Raw genomic sequence first — 20,883 nt, forward strand, 5'->3', positions numbered from 1 at the left:
CCCAGAGTAGTGGCGGGGGTGCCCGCGGCGCGGAATCTCCACGAATGGGTGCGCTCTGTGTCAATTCCAGTTAACGTGTACTAACTAACGTTTCCGGACGCCGCGGCCCGGCCGGCCTTGTGCGGCCGGGCAGGGGTTTCCACATCAAGGAGGATGTATGGACGTCTTGGGTACCGTCGCACTGATCACGGGCGGCGCGTCCGGGCTGGGCGCCGCCACCGCACGCAGGCTCTTCGACGCCGGGGCCTCGGTGGTCCTGGTGGACCTGCCCGGCGCCGCGGGGGAGAGCCTCGCCGCCGAACTGAACGGGATGGAGGGTGCCGCCGGGAACCGGGCCGTGTTCGTGCCCGCGGACGTCACCAACGAGGAGCAGGTGCAGGCCGCCGTCGACGCCGCCGCGGAGCTGGGCCCGCTGCGCATCGTGGTGAACTGCGCCGGGATCGGCACCCCGGGCAAGGTCCTGGGCCGCGACGGCGTCCTGCCGCTGGAGGCCTTCAACCGCGTCATCCAGGTCAATCTGGTGGGCACCTTCAACGTCATCCGGCTGGCCGCCGCCGCGATGGCCGCCACCGAGCCGGTGGCCACGGTGCTCGGCGGCCCCGAACGCGGCGTCATCATCAACACCGCCTCCGTCGCGGCCTTCGACGGCCAGATCGGCCAGCCCGCCTATGCGGCCTCCAAGGGCGCCGTCGCCGCCATGACGCTGCCGATCGCCCGCGAACTGGCGCGCTCGCTGATCCGCGTGGTGACCATCGCGCCGGGCATCTTTGAGACTCCCATGATGGCCGGGCTGCCGCAGGAGGCGCAGGATTCCCTGGGCCACCAGGTGCCGCACCCGTCCCGGCTGGGTCGGCCCGCGGAGTACGCCAACCTCGCCGCGCACATCGTGGACAACGCCATGCTCAACGGCGAGACCATCCGGCTGGACGGCGCCATCCGGATGGGCCCGAAGTGACGCTCGCGATGGACCGGGTGCAAGGAGAGCAGGCGCAGGCGGGCCGGGCGCAGGAGGCTGCTGTTTCCGAGGCCGCCGGCGGGCTTCCGGACCTGCCCGGCGCGGATTTCTTCGGCTACGAGGCGCTGCTCAGCGACGTCGAACGCGCCAAGCTGGCCGAACTGCGCGGCTTCCTGGCCCGCGAGGTGGCGCCCTACGCGGAGGACTGGTGGAACCGCGCCGAATTCCCCGCGCACATCCTGCCCAAGCTCGCCGCCCTGGAGCTCAGCACGCCGGTCCAGCGCGGCTACAGCAACCTCTTCGCCGGGATCGTCATCGCCGAGATCACCCGGGTGGACACCTCCCTGGCCACCTTCTTCCTGGTGCACCACGACCTGTTCGTCGAGTCGCTCTACGAGTTCGGTTCCGAGGACCAGCGTTCCCGGCTGCTGGCGGACGCGGCCAGCCTGCGCACCACCGGCGCCTTCGCCCTGACCGAGCCGAACCACGGCTCCGACGTCGCCGGCGGCATGGAAACCAGCGCCCGGCGCGTCTCCGGCGGGGACAAGGGCGATTACTGGGTGCTCAACGGCGCCAAGCGCTGGATCGGCAACGGCACCTTCTGCGACTACATGCTGGTCTGGGCCCGCGACGAGGCCGACGGCGCCATCCGCGGCTTCATCGTCGACGCCACCCTCCCCGGGGTGAGCCGCAGCCGGATCGAGAACAAGATCGCGCTGCGGACCGTGCAGAACGCGGACATCGTCTTCACCGACGTGCGGGTGGCCGAAGCGGACCGCTTCGCCGGCATCAGCAGCTTCGAGGACACCAACGAGCTGCTGCGCGGCTCCCGGATCATGGTGGCGTGGCAGGCGGTGGGCCAGCAGCTGGCCGCGTTCGACGTCGCCCGGCAGTACGCCGTCGAACGCCGCCAGTTCGGCCGGCCGCTGGCGAAATTCCAACTGGTGCAGCAGCAGCTGGTGACCATGCTGGGCAATGCGGTGGCGAGCACCGGGATGATGGTGCGGATCGCCCAGCTGGAGGACGCCGGCGCCGCGGACATGCCGCAGGTGGCCCTTGCGAAGTCCTACGCCAGCGCCCGGATGCGGGAGACCGTGGCGATGGGGCGGTCACTGCTGGGCGGCAACGGAATAGTCACCGACTACCGGATGGCCAAGATCTTCGCCGACGCCGAGGCGATCTACACCTACGAGGGCTCCTTCGAGATCAACACCCTGATCGCCGGCCGGGCCGTCACCGGGGTCTCGGCGATCGTCTAAGGCACTCGACCTTGGGCGGGCCGCATCGCGCTGCGGCTGTCAGTTGCCGACGGCGTCCTCCGGGGCGCCGTCAGGCACCCGTTCCCCGGCCTCGATCCGGTAGTCCAGGCTATTGTTCTTCACCGGCATGGGGCAGGTGCCGTACGGGGTGAAAGCGCTGGGGTAGTTGATGGCCCGGTTGAAGTCCAGGACCACGGTTCCGTCCGGCCGCGGGCGGGCGGTGGAGACCTTGCGCCACTCATCGGTCGAGTCGCCGTTTGTCTCGTCGTGGAACGTCACCGTCAGGGCCCCGAGCTTATCCTCCTCGGCCTGCAGCCGGTACTCATGGTTGCTGCCGGGCAGTCGGAAGACGAGTTCGCCGACGCTGCGGTGCACCCCGTCCACCAGCGGGTTCGCGGTGCCGATCGGGACGTCCACCGGCTCCGGGTACGGCTCAAACCGCGCCTCAACCACCAGGTCCGGCCGATAGCCGAAGGTGGGGACGCCGCCGAAGTCCGTGAACACCGGAGACCGGGAGTCACGTGTCCGAATGGCGTACTTCCCGCCACGCATGGCCAGCTCCACCCGCACCTGGGTCCCGTCCGTGCCGCCGAACTGCACCCAGATCAGGGATTCCTCGTCGGCCAAACCCGCGCTGATGGTCCCGTCCACCGGCTCTCCGGTCTCCACCAGGGTCAGGCCGTCCACGGCCGCGGCGGTGAGGAACGCCGTCGTGCCGTCCGTCCACCAGAGGCCCGGAACCAGCTCAAGGGTGGACGCCTCATCCGCGAGCCACTGGAACGACGTCAGGGTCAGCCAGCCGAATTCGGTGGCCAGGGCGGCGTCGCGGTTGGTGCGGAACCGCCGCCAGCGGGCCAGCTGCGGGTCGGCTGGTTGTGCGTCGACGTGCTGGGATCCGGCGTCCTGTGCGTCAGCGGGGGTCATGGTCATCTCCGGGGGTTTCAGCCCAACTGACTGGCAGTAGAGGCCGTTATGAGGGCCCAAAACGGCTTCTGCTGCGAGCTAGTTGGGTGGGGCGGGCAGGGGGAGGGGCGGTTGCGTTGTGCGAGGCGGGTCAGCGGGGGACGGCGACGGCGGCTGCCACCAACTGCTCCGCGGTGGCCTTGGCGGCGGCCGCGGCGGCGGGGTCGGCGTCGAGCACCCCGCTGGCCAGGCCGCCGTCGAGGATCAGGGTCAGGCTGCGGGCGAGGGCCTCCGGATTCCCGGCGCCGGCCCGTTCGGCCAGCTGGGTGATCCAGGCAAGGATGGACTGCTTGTGTGCGACTGTCCGCTCGTGCACGCGGGTGCCGGAGGGGGACTCGGCGGCGGCGTTGATGAAGGCGCAGCCGCGGTAGCCATCGCGGCGGCAGGCCGTGGTGAGCGCGTCGAACAGTCCCACCAGCTCGCGGGCCGGCTCCGGTCCGGCGGCCTCGGCGGCGGCGTGCAGCTGCCCGGACCAGACCCCGTCCACGTGCTCCAGGTAGGCCAGGATCAGGTCGTCCTTGGCAGGAAAGTACTTGTAGAACGTGGCCTTGGCGACGCCGGATTCGGCGATGATCGTATCGATCCCCGCGGCCCGCAGGCCGTGGGCGTAGAACAACCGGAAGGCCGTGGCCAGGATCTTCTCCCGCGCCTGGCCGGCGGGCGTGCGGACCGCCTGCGGGGCGGCCGGTGCGGGTGCTGCTGCTGGACTCATACCTCCATGCTACAGACCGGTCTGTCTGCGCGCCCTTGTGCATAGACAGATCTGTCTGATAGCGTCCCGGAAAGAGGTAGACAAACCTGTCTGCCAAGAATTCCCGTCTCCAGTGAGGTCACCATGAATATCGCAGTCTTCGGCACCGGAACCGTCGGCCCCGCCGTCGCCGCCGCCCTCGTCGCGCTCGGCCACGACGTCGTCATCGGCACCCGCGACCCGGAAGCCACCCTGGCCCGTACCGAGGCCGGCCCCATGGGCGGCGTCCCCTTCGCCCAGTGGCACGCCGAGCACCCCGGCATCCGGCTGACCACCTTCGCCGACGCCGCCGCCGGGGCGGACCTGATCGTCAACGCCACCAACGGCTCCGGTTCCCTTCCCGCCCTCACCGCGGCCGGCGAGGAGAATCTGGCCGGCAAGGTCATCATGGACATCGCCAACCCGCTGGACTTCTCCCAGGGGTTCCCGCCGTCGCTGAACCCGGTGAACACGGACAGCCTCGGCGAGCAGCTGCAGCGCGCCTTCCCGGCGGCCCGGGTGGTCAAGACGCTGAACACCATGAACGCCTCCGTGATGGTGAACCCCGCCAGCGTGGCAGGCGGCGACCACTCCGTGTTCGTCTCAGGCAACGACGCCGAGGCCAAGGCCCAGGTGTCCGGCCTGCTCGCCGAGCTGGGCCACCGCGACATCATCGACCTCGGCGACATCACCACCGCCCGCGGCACCGAGATGCTGCTGCCGGTCTGGCTGCGGCTCTGGGGAGCGCTGGGCAACGCGGACTTCAACTTCAAGATCGCGCGCTAGGGTTCGGCCGGGGACCAGGGAGGTCCCCGCAGCGAGGCCCGGGGCCAAAGGTCCCGGGCCTTGAAGCGGCCCGGGTGGAACACTGGGTCCATCCGGCGGCCCGGCAGCGCCGGGCCGCCTCAGGCGACCGGCAGCCTCCCGTGCTGTGCGGTCGTTCCGCCCGCCACCCGAGGAGCCGTTATGAACCCGATGGATTCCGTCGTCGCCGCCATCGAACGCCTCGACGGGCTGGACGGTCCGGCGTCCGCCCTCGCCGGCCTGGTCGGCAAGGCTGTGCAGCCCCGCGCCGTCCGCAACCTGCTCAGCGGCACCGTCCTGGGCCACCCGCTGCACCCCCTGCTCACGGATATCCCGATCGGCGCGTGGACCATGGCCTCCCTCCTGGACGCCGTGGGTGGCAGGGAGATGGAACCGGCTGCGGACCTGCTGGTGACCGTGGGGATCGCCGCAGCCGTTCCGACGGCGGCGGCCGGCCTCAACGACTGGTCGGACACGGCCGGAAAACCGCGACGGGTTGGGCTGGTCCATGCCGCGGTGAACACCGTGGCCCTGGGTCTCTACGCCTGCTCCAGCGCCGCCCGCTTCCGGGGCAACCGCGGCGCGGGGACGGCCCTGGGCCTGGCGGGACTGGGCGTCCTGACCTTTGGCGGGTTCCTCGGCGGCCACCTGAGCTTCGCCAACGCGGTCAACGTCAACAGGACCGCGGACCGGAACGGCCCCTCGAAGTGGACGCCGGTGCTCGACGACGCCGAACTCCCCGAGGGCGGGTCGCGCAAGGTCGAGGCGGGCAAGGTCACCGTCCTCCTGTACCGGACCGGCATGGCGATACTCGCCGTCGACAGTGTGTGCAGCCACGCCGGCGGGCCGCTGGAGAAGGGCACGGTCGACAACGGTTGCGTGGTCTGCCCCTGGCACGGCAGCACATTCCGGCTGGCCGATGGAGAAGTGGTCCGGGGCCCGGCCACCCGGCCCCAGCCGGCCTATGACACCAGGATCACCGAGGGGCGGATCGAAATCAGGCGCCGGACGGCCTGATACCCCCGGCCCAATAGACGGAACCGATTCCCCACGCGGCGCGTGAGGCGGGTAACATCCCAGAGGTAACCCGGCTCACAGTATCCAGCGCAGTGTACGAGCCACCTCGAACCTCGAAAGATGCTTCCATGGCTGACACTGCACTGACCTCCGGCCTCGAGCTGGCCGACGACCTCGCCGCCGAACTGCGCGCCGACGTCCGCCGGGTGTCCACGCTCCTGGGCGAATCCCTGGTCCGCCAGCACGGCCCCGAGCTCCTCGACCTCGTGGAGCAGGTGCGGCTGCTGACCAAGGAATCGAAGGAAGCCGCCCGGGGCGGCGCGGACGCCACCGGCCCCTGGAGCTCGTACGACGTCGTCGCCCAGGTCCGCGAACTCCTCGGCTCCCTGCCGCTGGACCAGGCCACCGACCTGGTGCGCGCCTTCGCCTTCTATTTCCACCTGGTCAACGCCGCCGAGCAGGTCCACCGGGTCCGCGGGCTGCGCAACCGCCAGGAAAAGGACGGCTGGCTGGCCAAGACGATCGCCGAGATCGCCGAGAAGGCCGGCACCGGCGTGCTGCAGGACGTGGTCAACGCCCTCGACCTCCGGCCGATCTTCACCGCCCACCCCACCGAGGCCTCCCGCCGCTCGGTGCTGGACAAGGTCCGGCGGCTCTCGGACATCCTGGCCCAGCCCACCGCCGAGGGAACCCCCGCCCGCCGCCGCCAGGACCGGCAGCTGGCCGAGGTGATCGACCAGATGTGGCAGACCGACGAGCTCCGCCAGGTCCGGCCCACCCCGGTGGACGAGGCACGGAACGCGATCTACTACCTGACCGGGATCCTGACGGATGCGATGCCGGAACTGATGTCCGACTTCGCGGACCTGCTGGCCGAGCACGGCGTGACCCTGCCGGTGGGCACGGCGCCGGTCCGCTTCGGCTCCTGGATCGGCGGGGACCGGGACGGCAACCCCAATGTCACCGCCGCCGTCACCCGCGAGATCCTGCAGATCCAGAACCAGCACGCCGTCCGGATCTGCATCGAGCTGATCGACGGGCTGATCTCGATGCTCTCGAACTCCACCGCCCTGGCCGGCGCCGACCAGGCGCTGCTGGACTCGATCGACGTCGACCTCAAGAACCTGCCCGGCCTGGACCGCCGCGTGCTGGAGCTGAACGCCCAGGAGCCCTACCGGCTCAAGCTCACCTGCATCAAGGCCAAGCTGCTGAACACCCGCCGCCGCGTGGCCGCCGGGTCCACGCACGAACCCGGCCGCGACTACGCCGCCACCGCCGAACTGCTGGCCGAGCTCGAGCTGCTGGACACCTCGCTGCGCAACCACCAGGGCGCGCTGGCCGCCGACGGCGCCCTGGCCCGGGTCCGGCGCGCCGCGGCCTCCTTCGGCCTGCACCTGGCCACCCTCGACATCCGCGAACACGCCGACCACCACCACGACGCCGTCGGCCAGCTGATGGACCGGCTGGGTGGACCGGGCGTGCGCTACGCCGAGCTGAGCCGGGCCCAGCGGCTGGAGGTGCTCGGCGCCGAGCTGGCCTCCCGCCGGCCGCTCTCCGGCCACCCGATCAAGCTCGACGGCGCCGCGGACGGCACCTATGACGTCTTCCGCGAAATCCGCCGCGGGCTGCGCACCTTCGGCCCCGACGTCGTCGAAACCTACATCATCTCCATGACCCGCGGCGCCGACGACGTCCTCGCCGCGGCCGTCCTGGCCCGCGAGGCCGGCCTGGTGAGCCTCTTCGGCGAGGCGCCGTACGCCAAGCTGGGCTTCGCGCCGCTGTTGGAAACCGTCGAGGAACTCCGCGCCTCCGCCGAGATCGTGGACGCGCTGCTCTCCAACTCCTCCTACCGCGAGCTGGTCCGGCTCCGCGGCGACGTGCAGGAAATCATGCTCGGCTACTCGGACTCCAACAAGGAATCCGGCGTCATCACCAGCCAGTGGGAAATCCACAAGACCCAGAGCAAACTGCGCGACGTCGCCGCCAAGCACGGTGTCCGGGTGCGGCTCTTCCACGGCCGCGGCGGGTCCGTGGGCCGCGGCGGCGGTCCCACCTACGACGCGATCCTGGCGCAGCCGAACGGCGTGCTCGACGGCGAGATCAAGTTCACCGAGCAGGGTGAAGTCATCGCGGACAAGTACTCGCTGCCCGAGCTGGCCCGGGAGAACCTCGAACTCTCCCTCGCCGCCGTCCTGCAGGGGTCCGCGCTGCACCGGGCGCCGCGCACCACCAAGGACCAGCGCGAGCGCTACGGCCACGTCATGGACACCGTCTCCGACGCCGCGTTCGCCCGCTACCGCAGCCTGATCGACGACCCGGACCTGCCGGCCTACTTCGTGGCCTCCACCCCGGTGGAGCAGCTCGGCTCGCTGAACATCGGCTCGCGGCCGTCCAAGCGCCCCGATTCCGGCGCCGGGCTGGAGGGGCTTCGGGCCATCCCGTGGGTCTTCGGCTGGACCCAGTCGCGGCAGATCGTGCCCGGCTGGTTCGGCGTCGGCTCCGGTCTGAAGGCCGCCCGCGAGGCCGGCCACACCGAGCAGCTGGCCGTGATGATGGAACACTGGCATTTCTTCCGCTCCGTGCTCTCCAACGTGGAGATGACGCTGGCCAAGACGGACATGGACATCGCCGGCTACTACGTCTCCACCCTGGTCCCGGAGAAACTGCACCGGATCTTCCACGCCATCCGCGCCGAGTTCGACCTCACCGTGGCCGAGGTCCGGGCCCTCACCGGGGAGAACCTGCTGCTGGACGCCCAGCCAGGGCTCAAGCGCTCCCTGGAAATCCGGGACCAGTACCTGGACCCGATCAGCTACCTGCAGGTGGAGCTGCTGCGCCGCATCCGGGCGGCGGGCACCGGGTCCTCCGACGCCGAGATGACCGGCGGGGAGATCGACGAGCGGCTGCAGCGGGCCATGCTGATCACCGTCAACGGCGTCGCGGCGGGCCTGCGCAACACGGGATAGTCAAGGGCCTCTGCGGTGACGCTCCCTCAGGGGTGGCGGGTTTTTTGGGTGATGCTCCCTCAGGGGTGGCGGGTTTTTGGTGACGCTCCCTCAGGTGTGGCGGGTTTTTTGGTGACGCTCCCTCAGGTGTGGCGGGTTTTTTGGTGACGCTCCCTCAGGTGTGGCGGAAATTCACCGTCGGAAGTGCTGGATGTGATGGAGCGTCGTCCTGAGGGCGGCTGGATGTGAGGGAGCGTCGCCGCGGCGGCCGCTGGATGTGAGGGAGCGTCGGGGGCCGGTGGGGTGGTTAGGCTGGATCCATGCCCTCCTTCCAGACCAGACTGAAGATCACCGGACTTCGGCCGGGGAATCCGCCGGAGGCCGTCATGGACGCGGCGGTGGAGGCGTTGGGCACGCGCCACCACGTGGAGGCCCACCAGTTGGAGCTGGCCGGCGGCGTCCCGCAGCTGAACCTGCGTTTCCTGGTGGAGGCCACCGCCTACGCGGCGGAGAACAGCCAGGCGCTGGAGGCTGCCGCCATGATGCGCGACGCCGTCGAACGCGTGGCGCTCACCGGAAACCTCACGGTTTTGCGGCGCAACCGCGGCCGCTGGGCGCCGGTGTAGGCCTAGAAGTCCAGTTCGGCGTCGGGGTCCGTCTGCGCGTCCCCGTTGTTGCCCGAGCCGGCGCCGCGTTCCACCACGGGGGAGCGGCTGCCGCGGCGGCGCGTCACCACCAGCCCGACGACGGCGCCGATCACGATCCCCAGCGCCACGCCGATCAGTGAACTCGCCCAGAACGGCAGCCTGGTGGCCGAGCCGGTGGCGTAACCCAGGCCCACCGACCAGACCGCCCACAGCGTCCCGCCCAGGGCCGCGCAGAGGCTGAACCCGCGGGTAGAGACGTTCGCGATTCCCGCCGCGGCTGTGGTGGCGAGCCGGCCACCGGGGATGAAACGGAGGCCGATGATCCCGCCGTAGGTGGATGAGCGGCCAGCCTTGGCGATTGCCTGGTGGATGCCGCTGTGGAACGTCCGGCCCCAGCTCCAGCGGTCCAGGACGTGGCTGAGCCGGCGCTTGAAGAGCTGGAACACCAGCAGGTCGCCCAGCCAGGAGGCGGCCGCGGCCAGCAGGATGATCAAGAAAATGTTGGCCCGGCCGTCGGCGCAGAGGGCGCCGCCGGTGATGATCAGCATCTCGGAGGGGACCGGCGGGAAGATGGCGTCGCCGACCACCATGGGGACGATCCAGAAGTAGATCGCCGAACCCCAGGTATCAGCATTGGCCAGGTCCATGGCCACAACGTACCGCATCCGTGGCGGTTAGTTGGTGCGGGCCTCGGAGAGAGTCAGCCGGCTGCGGTATTCGACGGGTTTTCCGGAGACGGGGTCCACGAAGCGGATGCCGCGGGCCAGCAGCTGCAGCGGCTTGGAGTAGTCGTCCGGGGCCTTGTCCAGCAGGTCGGGGTAGAAGGCGTCGTTGACGATCCCGAGTCCCAGGGAGGCCATGTGCACGCGCAACTGATGGGTCTTGCCGGAGTGTGGCTCGAGCCGGTAGAGGGCACGGCGGGGGCTCGCGTCCCTCCCTGCACCAACGTCGTCGGTGCCCCCGTTGGAGTCGCCGACGTCGTGCGCCGCCGCGAAGGTGCGGATCCGCTCGATGCGGGTCTCCGTGTTCGGCTCACCCTCGATCACCTCGGCCAGCAGGTAGCTGCGCGACTTGGTCATCCGGTTGCGCACCACCACGGGGAAGTCGACGGCGGGGTGGCCGGGGGCGGGCTCCGCGGCGGAGACGCACTCGTATTCCTTCTGGACCTGGCGCTTCTCGAACAGGACCTGGTACTTCCCTCGGGTTTCCGGGTTGGTCGAGAGCAGCAGGATTCCGGCGGTCATCCGGTCCAGCCGGTGCATCGGGATCAGGTCCGGCAGCCGCAGCTGGTTCCGCAGCCGGACCAGGGCAGACTCCTGGATGTAGGTCCCGCCGGGGGTGGTGGGCAGGAAGTGCGGCTTATCCACCACCAGCAGGTGCTCGTCCTGGTGCAGGATGTTCAGCTCCACCGGCATCCGGGTCTCCGGCGGCAGGGTGCGGTAGTACCAGATGAACGTGTGGTGCCGCAGCGGGGTGGTGCGGTCCAGCGGGATCCCGCCCTCGCCGACGATCTCGCCGGCGTCGAACCGGTCCGCGATGCCCTGCGGGTCGATGTGGCCCCAGCGGTGCATCATGTAGTCCATCGCGGTTTCCCACGGACCTTCCTCCGGCAGTCGCAGGCGGGTCGCATTCACGCCGTCGCGCACGGGGAGGGGGGATTGCATCACCGGTCCATTCTACGCGGCGGGGTTTCGCGGGCCTCCGGCGTCGCCCGCCCCTCCCCGGCGTCTCGGCCACTTCGACGGTTCCCTGCCGGTTAGACGTTCTTGAGCGTCTTTTTGACAGGGAACTGTCGAGGCGGACCGACGGAAAAATATTCCTTGACAAATAAATCTGTCGGTGATGAGACTTGGAGCATGCAAGCCATTGAGGTGATCGAGGATCCGGCGGCCGCGGAAGCCACCCTGGATCCGATCCGTACCCGGATCCTGCGCGAGCTGACGGACCCGGGCTCCGCGACCCAGCTCGCCGCCCGGTTGGGGCTGCCCCGCCAGAAGGTGAACTACCACCTGCGGACCTTGGAGCAGCACGGCCTGGTGGAACTGGTGGAGGAGCGGCGGCGCGGTAACGTCACCGAGCGCATCCTGCGGGCGACGGCGTCGTCGTACCTGATCTCACCGGCCGCCCTGGCCTCCGTGGCCCCGGACCCGCGCCTGTTCTCGGACCGGTTTTCGGCCTTCTGGCTGCTGGCACTGGCCGGCCGTATGGTCCAGGAAGTGGGCCGGCTGATCGCCGGGGCAGCCGCCGCCCGGCAGGAACTGGCCACCTTCGCGATCGACGGCGAGATCACCTTTCGTTCCGCGGCGGACCGGGCAGCCTTCGCCGGGGAACTCGGCGAGGCGGTGACCCGGCTGGTCGACAAGTACCACGACGGCGGCACCGGGCACCCGGCGGGCTCCCGGCCCGCGGGGCGGAAGCACCGGCTCGTCGTCGCGCTCCACCCTGCACTGAAGAACCCATCCCCAACCCCCACAGCCAAGGACTAGGACCATGACCGACAACCGCGAATTCGAGATCGTCTACGACACCGACCTGCCGGGCACGCCCGAACGCGTCTGGGAGGCCGTCACCGCCGGCACGCCCGCCTGGATGTTCCCCACGGACCAGTGGCCGGCCGTGAAGACGGTGGAGGAGTATCCCTCGCATTTGGTGTCCCGCATGGAGGGCCCGGACGGCTGGTTCAACCAGCTGGAGCACGTGCTGGAGCCGCTCGAGGGCGGCCGCGCCCGGCTGCACTACGTCCACAGCGGGATCTTCGCGGACAACTGGGACCAGCAGTACGACGGAGCGAGCAAGCACACGGCGTTCTACCTCCACACCCTCGGCCAGTACCTGAAGCACTTCGACGGCAGGCCCGTCGTCTTCACGGACATCCAGGCGCCGGCAACCTCGCAGGCCCCGGACGGCTTCGACCGGCTCAAGGAAGCGCTCGGTGTCGCCGGCTCAACCGCGGGCGAACCGGTGGAGCGTGAGCTTGACGGCGTGGGGCGCCTCGCGGGCGAGGTGGACTTTGTGAACGAGAACTTCCTCGGGCTGCGCACCGCGGACGCGATGTACCGGTTCTTCGGCCGCAACGCCTTCGGCGCACCGGTCGGCATGACCGTGCACGACTTCAGCGGCCACGGCAATTCCGAGGAAACGGCCCGGGTCTGGGGCAGCTTCTTCGCGAAGGTCTACGCCTAGGAATCACCACGGGCCGCCACATCGAAGGTTCCCCGCCGGATAGACGTTGCTGAGCGTCGAATCCGCAGGGAACCGTCGAAACGGGCGGGGCGGACCTCGAAACGGGCGCGGACGTCGGAACGCGCGCGTCAGGCGATGGCGGCGGAGGGCCCGGGGGCCAGCGGCCGGCGCAGCTGCGGGGACCGGTCCAGCCGGTCCTGGGCTTCGCGCAGGGAGAGGACCGCGGTCTCCAGCTGCTCCGGCGGCAGGGTGAAGGGCAGGCGGAGGAACTGGTCGAAGGCCCCGCCGACGCCGAAGCGCGGCCCGGCGGCCAGGCGGAGGCCGACGTCGGGCGCCACGACGGCGAGGCCCGTGCTGACCGGGGCCGGCAACCGGCACCAGACGGACAGTCCACCGTCGGGCCGTTCCGCCCGCCAGCCGGGGAGGTGCCGGGCGATGAGGTCCAGCAGGATGTCCCGGTTGGTGCGCAACGAGGCCAGGCGCGCGGGGAGCGGCTCGTTCAGGTTGCGGACCAGGTGCGCGGCGGCGAGCTGCTCCACCACCGGGCCGCCCAGGTCCAGCGTGGTCCGGGCCGCGGCGAACCGCTGGATCAGCGGCTCCGAGGCGCGGATCCAGCCCACCCGGAGGCCCGCCCAGTGCGACTTGCTGAGCGAGCCGATAGTCACCACGGAGGGGCCGAACGCCGCCATTGGGGTTGAGGGCAGGCCGTCGAGGTTCAGTTCCCGGAGCGTCTCGTCGGCCACCAGCACCGTCCCGGCGGCTGCGGCGGCCGCGGCGAGCCGGCGCCGTTGCGCATCCGGCATCAGGCGGCCGGTCGGGTTGTGGAAATCGGGAACGACGTACGCCATCGCGGGGCGCTGCTGGAGTAACGCCGCCTCCATCGCCTCCAGGTCCCAGCCTGCGTTGCCCGGTGTGGCATCAGGTCCGCTGGCACCCCGGGAATTGCCCTGGCCGCCCGATTTTCCAGACCCGGCCGCGTCACCGACGGCGAGGGGCATCGCCACCGGAACCGCCCGGCACCCGGCGGCGCGGATGGCATCGAGGGCATTCGGGTAACTGGGGTGCTCCACCAGCACCTTCCCGGACCGGCCGGCGAGGGTGCGCAGCACAATGGTCAGCGCATGCTGCGCGCCCGACGTCACCAGTACCTGGTCCGCCGTCGTCGGCACCCCGGCCGCTGTGTAGCGGTCCGCGATAGCCTCGCGCAGCGGCGTCACGCCTAGCGCGTCGTAGCCGAAGCCGGGCAGCAGGGCCGGCAGTTCGGTGAGCGCGGCGGCGAAGGCGCGGTGCACCACCTCGCCGCTGGCCGGAAGCGAGGCGTATGCGAGGTCCAGGACACCCTCCGGCGCGGCGAGTCCGGGCGCGCCGCTGAGCCTCCGGCCGGTCTCCACCGGGTGCGCGCCCCGGGCGGGAATCCGGCTCCGGCTGCGGCTGCCCTGGCCCCCGCTGAGGTAGCCCTGCTCGCGGAGCAGCGCATACGCGGCGGTCACGGTGGTGCGGCTGATGCCGAGGTTCCCGGCCAGGGACCGCTCGCTGGGCAGTGCGACGTCCAGGCCGATGCGCCCGTCGAGGATGAGCAAACGGACGACGTCGGCCAGCTCGCGGTAGGCGGGGGAGGCCCCGGGGTTCCAGCTTCCGAGAAGCCGGCCGAGGGATGCGGGCGTCAGCGATCCTGTCATAGGGCCAGTATTTCAAACTGGATATGGAATTCAATGCCAGTTCTGAGACAGGATGGGTGCATGATGACGCGCAGACTCGCCCAGCTCCTGATTGGCCTCGTTCTCTATGGCATCTCCCTCGCCATGGTGATCCGCGCCAGCCTGGGTACTGCGCCGTGGGACGTGCTCCATCAGGGCCTGGCCGGGAAGACGGGGCTGGGCCTGGGAACGACGGTCATTATCGTCAGTTTCCTGGTGCTCCTGATCTGGATTCCCTTGCGGCAGTGGCCCGGGATCGGCACGCTGGGAAACGCCGTGCTGGTGGGTGTCTTCGCCGACATCGGCCTGGCCGTCATCCCGAAGTTCTCGCACCTGGGTGGCCAGGCGGCTCTCCTGGTCGCGGCCGTGCTGCTGAACGGGCTGGCCTCGGCCTTGTACATTGGGGCCGGGCTGGGCCCGGGCGCGCGGGACGGCCTGATGACCGGGCTCGCAAGGCGCACCGGCTGGCCCGTCCGCAGGACCCGTACCGGCATCGAGGTGGTGGTCCTCGGCGCGGGCTGGCTGCTGGGCGGTTCGGTGGGTCTGGGAACGGTGCTCTACGCGCTGGCCATCGGCCCGCTGGTGCAGCTGATGCTGCCCCGCTTCACCATCGCCGACCCTCAGAAGGGCACGGCCGAGGGCGCAGCGGACCTCGCCCGGACCGACCCGGAGGAAGCCGTCGCCGGCACCACCGCGCCGGCGTCCTAACCGGCCTAAGCTCTGTCCGCCCGGTTCAGGTGCCCTCGGGTGGCGGCTGGCAGGTCGGGCAGAAGTAGATGTCCCGCTCCTCGGTCCCGGTGGCCTTGGCCAGTACGCCCCGGCGGATCGGGGTCCGGCATTTCAGGCAGGGCTGCCGTTCGCGGCCGTAGACCCAGTAGGGTGGCCGGCCTTCGCTGCGGCCCACGGGCACGCCGCGGGCGTTCAGGATGGTGACCCGCCGGCCGGGGCCGAGGTTGGCGCCCAGCATGAGCTTCGCGTCCATGATCATGGCCGCCAGGTCCGGGACTGCGGAGACCGGGGCGGCGGGGTGCACCTTGGACAGGAAGCACGCCTCGCACCGGTAGATGTTGCCGATCCCCGCCAGGTTGCGCTGGTCCAGGAGGGCGACGCCGATCGGCACGTCGGGGGCCGCGAGAAGCCGTTTCTCGGCCTCCGCCAGGTCCCAGTCGGGGCCGAGCAGGTCCGGGCCGAGGTGCCCGACGACGCTGGCTTCCTCCGCGGTGGGCACCACCTCCAGAACGCCGAGGGAGAATCCGACCGCATCGGCGGTGGCGGTGCGGAGCACGCAGCGGGCGGTGAATCCGGGTTTCCGCCAGCGTCCGCCCGGCGGGTAGACCTGCCAGGTGCCCTCCATCTTCAGATGCGAATGGATGGTCAGCCGGTCCTGGGGGCGCGGCCCGGCCACCCGCATCAACAGGTGCTTGCCGCGCGGGACCACCTCCTCCACGGTCCAGCCGCCGAGCTTGAGGGTGGCGAAGCGGGGCACACGGAAGTCGGTGGCCAGCAGTTCCTTGCCGGCCAGGGCGGCGTGCAGCTGCGCGGCGGCACGGAAAACGGAGTCTCCCTCAGGCACGGATTCTCAGTCCCTTCGGGGTGGAATAGGCGCCGGCCTGCGCCAGGGCGGCCGCCACCGGGGTGTCCAGGATGCCGTGGCCGTTGACCTTTTCCATGATGAGTTTGTCGACGGCGCCGCGCTTCACCACTCCCACCAGGGCAGCGCCGGCGGCGGCCAGCACCGCGGGGTCGGCGCTGAAGGCCAGCAGCGTCTTGCCGCCGCGTTCGACGTAGAGCACCAGGGCGCCGTCGACCAGGACTACCAGCGCGCCGGCCTTCCGTCCGGGCCGGTGCCCGGTGCCGGCTTCGAGGTCCTGCGCCGGCCACGCCAGGGCGGCGCCGTAGGGGTTGGCCGGGTCCGTCGCGGCGAGGGCCAGGGCCACCGGCTCGGCCTTGTGCACCTCGGCGTCCTCGACGTAGGAACGCAGCCGGTCTACGGTGGCCGGGACGGCGAACTGGGCGGCGCCGAGCTGTTCGATGAAGTAGCCGCGGCGGCAGCGGCCCGCTTCCTCGAGCCGGGCCAGCACCTTGTACATCAGGCCGAAGCCGCCCAGGATGTTCTCGGCCATGACCGAGCCGCGGGTGACCACGCCGTAGCGGTCCAGCAGGAGCTCTGCGGTGGCCCGGGCATGGATCGTGGCGTCCAGTTCGGGTTCCGGCAGCGCCGACCAGCGGCCGGCGGCCAGCGGCGGCGTCGGGGTCGCCGCCGAGGCGGACCCGTACCTGCCGCCCGTCAGGCCCGGGGAGCCGAGCAGACCGGAGCCGTGCGAGCGGCCCAGCCGGTTGAGCCGCGGGGCGCGGGCCCGGGGCGCACGGCTGACCTGCCGGTGCGCGGTATGGCCGCCGGCGATCAGGGCCCGGACCGGGGCGAAGGTGTCGCCGGTGATCCTGCCCGCCCAGGCCAGGTCCCAGAGGGCGGAGACCACGTCCTTGTCGCTGAGGACGCTGTCCATCCCGCCGGCGATCTCGGTCAGCTGCCGGAAGAAGTAGCCGCCGCCGTTGGTCCGCAGATGGTCCAGCAGCCGCTGCTGGGCGTCCCCGGGTTCGAAATCGGGTGCCGGGTTGAGGGTCAGCTCGGCGGAGTCGGCCAGGTGCAGGCTGACCCAGCCGTCGTTGCCGGGCAGCGACCCGGCGCCGGACCAGAGCACCTCGCCGGCGGCCATGAGCTCGTCCAGCATGGCGGGCTGGTAGTTCGAGACCCGGCTGGCCAGGACCAGAGGCTCCCAGGCTGAGGCGGGAATCGGCACACCGGAGAGTTGGTCGATGGCGGTGATGATGCCGTCCAGGCCGCGCAGCGCCGACTGGCCGCGGCTGCCGGGGACGCGGACGTTCTGCCAGGCGGGGAGGAACCGGCCGTAGGCGGACGGGTCCACGGGTTCCACCTCGGCGCGCAGCGCGGCGAGCGACCGCCGGCGGAGTTTCCGCAGCACCTCGGCGTCGCACCATTCACTGGTTCCCGCCAGGGACACTGTCTCCGCCGTCTGGCCGGCGTCGTCGGAGGAGGCAGCGGGCGGGGCGTCGGGGGCGGTGACGTGCGGCCGGAATTCGCCCTCGACCACGCGGCCGTCGGCTCCCAGCCGTTTCAGCGCGGTGCCGACGACGGCGACGCCGAGCCCCAGCCGGGCGGCGGCCTCCGCTGCGGTGAAGGGACCGTGGGTGCGGGCGTAGCGGGAGACCAGGTCACCCAGCGGGTCCGCGACGGGTTCGATGAAGGCCAGCGGCACGCCCATGGGCAGCGGCACCCCGAGGGCGTCGCGGAGCCGGGCGGCGTCTTCGACGGCGGCGAACTTCTCCGTGCCGCCGATATTGACCTTGATGGCGCGGTTAGCCCGCTGCAGCGCGGCGAGGTGCGTCGTAGCCTCGGCGGTGGTGGCACTGGCGGCCTCCGCGGATGCCGCCGCCTCCCCGGCCTCGGCCCCGCCGTCGTCCGGAGTCCCGCTCACCCCGGACCCGGCCCCGCCGCCGTCCGCGGGAGCTGCCGCGGCCGCGGAAACGTCGGTAGAGGCTTGGCCTGCCTCGGCAGTCTCCAGCCGGGCGGCCACCTCCTGCGGAGTGAGCGGGCCCAGCAGCCGGAGCAGGTCGGCCACGCCCTCAACGCCGCGCATCCGCCGACCGGGAGCGAGGCGCTGCAGTTCGCGTTCAGTTTCGTCGATAACCTTGGCGTCGAGGAGTTCGCGCAGCTCCACCCGGCCCAGCAGCTCGTTGAGCAGTGTCGAATCGAGGGCCAGGGCGGCCGCGCGGCGCTCGGCCAGCGGCGAATCGCCCTCGTAGAGGAACTGGGCGACGTAGCCGAAGAGCAGGGACTTCGCGAACGGCGAGGGCTGCTGCGTGGTGGTTTGCAGGATCCGGAGCTCGCGCCGCTCGATCGCGGTGGCGATGTCCTTGAGGGCGGGCAGGTCGTAGACATCCTGCAGGCATTCGCGGACCGTTTCCAGCACAATCGGGAAGGTCGCGTACTTGCGGGCCACGTCCAGGAGCTGGGCCGAGCGCTGCCGCTGCTGCCAGAGCGGCTGCCTCTTTCCGGGCGTCTGCCGCGGCAACAGCAGGGCGCGGGCCGCGCACTCGCGGAACCGGGAGGCGAACAGGGCGCTCCCGCCCACCTCCGCGGTGACGATCTGTTCCAGTTCCTCCGGGTCGAAGAGGAACAGGTCCGCGCCGGGCGGCTCGTCGTCCATCATCGGCACGCGCAGCACGATGCCGTCGTCGGCGGCCATCGCGGAGCCGTCCATGCCGTAGCGCTGGTGCAGCCGCTGCCCGACGGCGAGGGCCCACGGCGCGTGTACCGGCATACCGAACGGGCTGTGCAGCACCACCCGCCAGTCGCCGAGTTCGTCGTGGAAGCGTTCCACCACCAGCGTGGTGTCGCTGGGGACCACCTCGGTGGCGGCCTTCTGCTCGGCCAGGTACTGGATCAGGTTGTTCGCGGCGAAGTCGTCCAGGCCGCTGGCCTTGCAGCGTTCAGTGGCGGGGCCGACGTCGGACGCGGAGAGCTCCCGGATGAACGCGCCCAGGGCGCGGCCCAGGTCCACCGGCCGGCCAAGGGAGTCGCCGCGCCAAAACGGCAGTTTTCCGGGCTGGCCGAACGCGGGGGAGACCAGGACCCGGTCGTGGGTGATGTCCTCGATCTTCCAGCTGGTGGCGCCGAGGGCGAAGACGTCGCCGACCCGGGATTCGTAGACCATCTCCTCATCCAGCTCACCCACCCGGCGGCCGCCCTTGGCCGTGGACTTGGCACCGGATGCGCCCTCGCCGGAACCGCCGGAGGAGCCGGTGCCTTCGACCTCGGTGCCGATGATGTAGACGCCGAACATGCCGCGGTCCGGGATGGTGCCGCCGGAGGTGACGGCCAGCCGCTGAGCCCCGGGCCGGCCCTCGATGGTGCCGTTGTTGCGGTCCCAGACGATCCTGGGCCGGAGTTCGGCGAACTCGTCCGAGGGGTAGCGCCCGGCGAGCAGGTCCAGGGTCGCCTCGTACGCGGAGCGGGGGAGGGACGCGAACGGCGCGGACCGGCGTACCGTGGCGAACCATTCCTCCACGTCAATCGCGCCCAGGGCAGTCGCCGCGACGGTCTGCTGGGCGAGGATGTCCAGCGGGTTGGCCGGCACGTACAGTCGTTCGATCTTGCCGTCCAGCATGCGTTCGACCGTGATGGCGGTGTGCACCAGGTCAGCTCGGTGCTTGGGGAAGAGGACGCCCTGGGAGATCTCGCCCACCTGGTGCCCGGCGCGGCCCACGCGCTGCAGGCCGCTGGCCACCGACGGCGGTGATTCCACCTGGACCACCAGGTCCACGGCGCCCATGTCGATGCCCAGCTCCAGCGAGGAGGTGGCCACCACGCAGCGCAGCCGGCCGGACTTCAGGTCGTCCTCGATCATGGCCCGCTGGTCCTTGGACACGGACCCGTGGTGCGCCCGGGCCAGAACCGGATCCGCCCCGGCGGTGCTGCCGGCCTGGGCCATCATCTGCGCCGGGGTGCCGCCAGGTCCGGACGGCGCCTGGGTGCCCCGGCCGCCCGCAGCGGCGCCTCCACCCGCGCCACCGCCAGCGGCGCCCGAAGAATCGGAGCCAGCTCCGCCGTCGTCCCAGCCGCCACCCTCGGCCATCAGTTGCCGCTCCGCGTAGATCTCGTTCAGCCGGGCGGTGAGGCGTTCGGCGAGCCGGCGGGAGTTGGCGAAGACGATGGTGGACTGGTTGGCCAGTACCAGGTCCACGATCTTTTCCTCCACGTGGGGCCAGATCGAGGCGTGCGGCTGCAGCCCGGACGCCGGACCGGAGTCGAACGCCCCGGCCGCGCCCTGCAGGTCCGACATGTCCTCCACCGGGACGGAGACGGTCAGGTCCCAGGTCTTCTTCGACGGCGGCGCCACGATCTCCACCGGCGCGGACCCGGCGAGGAACTGGGCCACCAGCTCCTTCGGCTCCACGGTGGCGGAGAGGCCGATCCGCTGCGCCGGCTTGGGCAGCAGGGCGTCCAGCCGCTCCAGCGAGACGGCCAGGTGTGCGCCGCGCTTGGTTCCGGCGACGGCGTGCACCTCATCCACGATGATGGTGTCCACCTCGTCCAGGGTTTCGCGCGCCTTGGACGTCAGCATGAGGAAGAGCGATTCCGGGGTGGTGATCAGGATGTCCGGCGGGGTGCTGAGCAGCGCCCGCCGGTCGGCCGCGGGGGTGTCGCCGGAGCGGACGCCAACGGTGGTCAGCGGCGCGGGCAGGCCGAGCCGCTTGGCCGTCTGGGTGATGCCGATCAGCGGTGCGCGGAGGTTCCGTTCGACGTCGACACCCAGGGCCTTGAGCGGGGAGATGTAGAGGACGCGGGTCTTGCGTTTGGGCGTCTTGCGGCGGCCCTTCTTCGCGGGTTCGACGGCGTCGGCAGGCTCTGCATCGGTAGCGCCGGCCGGTGCGGCAACGAGCAGCCGGTCCAGCGCCCAGAGGAAGGCGGCCAGGGTCTTGCCCGACCCGGTGGGGGCCACCACCAGGGCGTGCGAGCCGGAGGAAATGGCGGTCCAGGCGCCGTTCTGCGCCGGGGTGGGCGCGGAAAAGGCCCCGAGGAACCACTCCCGGGTCGGCCGGCTGAACCGGTCCATTGCGTCGGCCGCGAGTGTGGTCGCGAGCTCCTGCCCCTTCATTCC

Annotated in this window: 16 protein-coding genes; 9 read left to right on the forward strand and 7 right to left on the reverse strand. The window is 71.1% G+C overall.

Annotation, left to right across the window (positions count from 1 at the left end):
* The first annotated feature begins 157 nt into the window (after nucleotides 1-157).
* Together AB0O44_RS08525 and AB0O44_RS08530 are read left to right on the forward strand one after the other, a co-directional pair.
* Nucleotides 158-955 (forward strand): SDR family NAD(P)-dependent oxidoreductase, encoded by a 798-nt coding sequence (locus AB0O44_RS08525; protein WP_364136492.1) that lies wholly within the window; start codon nucleotides 158-160, stop codon nucleotides 953-955.
* The gene (locus AB0O44_RS08530; protein WP_364136494.1) at nucleotides 952-2,214 is read left to right on the forward strand and encodes an acyl-CoA dehydrogenase family protein; all 1,263 of its coding nucleotides are present in this window, start codon (nucleotides 952-954) and stop codon (nucleotides 2,212-2,214) included. Before AB0O44_RS08525 ends, AB0O44_RS08530 begins: the two co-directional genes overlap by 4 nt.
* 39 nt (nucleotides 2,215-2,253) lie before the next feature.
* Here AB0O44_RS08530 and AB0O44_RS08535 read toward each other — a convergent pair whose 3' ends face one another.
* Both AB0O44_RS08535 and AB0O44_RS08540 read right to left on the reverse strand, forming a co-directional pair.
* On the reverse strand, nucleotides 2,254-3,138 hold the full coding sequence (locus AB0O44_RS08535; protein ID WP_364136496.1) for a DUF1684 domain-containing protein: 885 nt from the start codon (nucleotides 3,136-3,138) through the stop codon (nucleotides 2,254-2,256).
* 130 nt (nucleotides 3,139-3,268) lie between these two features.
* The gene (locus tag AB0O44_RS08540; protein WP_364136498.1) at nucleotides 3,269-3,889 is read right to left on the reverse strand and encodes a TetR/AcrR family transcriptional regulator; all 621 of its coding nucleotides are present in this window, start codon (nucleotides 3,887-3,889) and stop codon (nucleotides 3,269-3,271) included.
* A gap of 123 nt (nucleotides 3,890-4,012) precedes the next feature.
* Between AB0O44_RS08540 and AB0O44_RS08545 the strand changes: the two genes are divergently transcribed.
* The 4 genes from AB0O44_RS08545 to AB0O44_RS08560 all read left to right on the forward strand — a co-directional run bounded on the left by AB0O44_RS08545 (nucleotide 4,013) and on the right by AB0O44_RS08560 (nucleotide 9,299).
* On the forward strand, nucleotides 4,013-4,693 hold the full coding sequence (locus tag AB0O44_RS08545) for an NAD(P)-binding domain-containing protein (RefSeq protein WP_364136500.1): 681 nt from the start codon (nucleotides 4,013-4,015) through the stop codon (nucleotides 4,691-4,693).
* Between the two features lie 180 nt (nucleotides 4,694-4,873).
* Entirely contained in the window at nucleotides 4,874-5,728 is an 855-nt protein-coding gene (locus AB0O44_RS08550) for a Rieske (2Fe-2S) protein (protein WP_364136502.1), read from the forward strand.
* A gap of 128 nt (nucleotides 5,729-5,856) precedes the next feature.
* Complete coding sequence (gene ppc / locus AB0O44_RS08555) at nucleotides 5,857-8,694, forward strand: phosphoenolpyruvate carboxylase (RefSeq protein WP_290256687.1); 2,838 nt, start codon at nucleotides 5,857-5,859, stop codon at nucleotides 8,692-8,694.
* A gap of 299 nt (nucleotides 8,695-8,993) precedes the next feature.
* On the forward strand, nucleotides 8,994-9,299 hold the full coding sequence (locus tag AB0O44_RS08560) for a hypothetical protein (protein WP_290256686.1): 306 nt from the start codon (nucleotides 8,994-8,996) through the stop codon (nucleotides 9,297-9,299).
* 2 nt (nucleotides 9,300-9,301) lie between these two features.
* Here AB0O44_RS08560 and AB0O44_RS08565 read toward each other — a convergent pair whose 3' ends face one another.
* Together AB0O44_RS08565 and AB0O44_RS08570 are read right to left on the reverse strand one after the other, a co-directional pair.
* Complete coding sequence (locus AB0O44_RS08565) at nucleotides 9,302-9,985, reverse strand: VTT domain-containing protein (RefSeq protein ID WP_364136504.1); 684 nt, start codon at nucleotides 9,983-9,985, stop codon at nucleotides 9,302-9,304.
* 9 nt (nucleotides 9,986-9,994) lie between these two features.
* Nucleotides 9,995-10,984, reverse strand: coding sequence for an RluA family pseudouridine synthase (locus AB0O44_RS08570; protein WP_364136691.1), 990 nt, complete (start codon nucleotides 10,982-10,984; stop codon nucleotides 9,995-9,997).
* Between the two features lie 192 nt (nucleotides 10,985-11,176).
* Between AB0O44_RS08570 and AB0O44_RS08575 the strand changes: the two genes are divergently transcribed.
* Nucleotides 11,177-11,806 (forward strand): helix-turn-helix domain-containing protein, encoded by a 630-nt coding sequence (locus tag AB0O44_RS08575; protein WP_364136506.1) that lies wholly within the window; start codon nucleotides 11,177-11,179, stop codon nucleotides 11,804-11,806.
* Between the two features lie 4 nt (nucleotides 11,807-11,810).
* Nucleotides 11,811-12,503, forward strand: coding sequence for an SRPBCC domain-containing protein (locus AB0O44_RS08580; RefSeq protein WP_364136508.1), 693 nt, complete (start codon nucleotides 11,811-11,813; stop codon nucleotides 12,501-12,503).
* Nucleotides 12,504-12,631: 128 nt separating this feature from the next.
* Here AB0O44_RS08580 and AB0O44_RS08585 read toward each other — a convergent pair whose 3' ends face one another.
* Nucleotides 12,632-14,182: a PLP-dependent aminotransferase family protein gene (locus tag AB0O44_RS08585; RefSeq protein WP_364136510.1), complete on the reverse strand. Its 1,551-nt coding sequence runs from the start codon at nucleotides 14,180-14,182 to the stop codon at nucleotides 12,632-12,634.
* Between the two features lie 60 nt (nucleotides 14,183-14,242).
* Between AB0O44_RS08585 and AB0O44_RS08590 the strand changes: the two genes are divergently transcribed.
* Complete coding sequence (locus AB0O44_RS08590; RefSeq protein ID WP_364136512.1) at nucleotides 14,243-14,908, forward strand: hypothetical protein; 666 nt, start codon at nucleotides 14,243-14,245, stop codon at nucleotides 14,906-14,908.
* Between the two features lie 25 nt (nucleotides 14,909-14,933).
* On the opposite strand, the gene AB0O44_RS08595 is transcribed toward AB0O44_RS08590, so the two are convergent.
* Both AB0O44_RS08595 and AB0O44_RS08600 read right to left on the reverse strand, forming a co-directional pair.
* Nucleotides 14,934-15,773, reverse strand: a complete 840-nt coding sequence (locus AB0O44_RS08595; protein WP_364136514.1) for a DNA-formamidopyrimidine glycosylase family protein — start codon at nucleotides 15,771-15,773, stop codon at nucleotides 14,934-14,936.
* Nucleotides 15,766-20,880 (reverse strand): DEAD/DEAH box helicase, encoded by a 5,115-nt coding sequence (locus AB0O44_RS08600; protein ID WP_364136518.1) that lies wholly within the window; start codon nucleotides 20,878-20,880, stop codon nucleotides 15,766-15,768. The genes AB0O44_RS08595 and AB0O44_RS08600 overlap by 8 nt, the downstream gene beginning before the upstream one ends.
* Nucleotides 20,881-20,883: the final 3 nt, after the last annotated feature.

It is taken from the genome of Arthrobacter sp. NPDC080082, assembly GCF_040686595.1.
Lineage (GTDB): Bacteria > Actinomycetota > Actinomycetes > Actinomycetales > Micrococcaceae > Arthrobacter.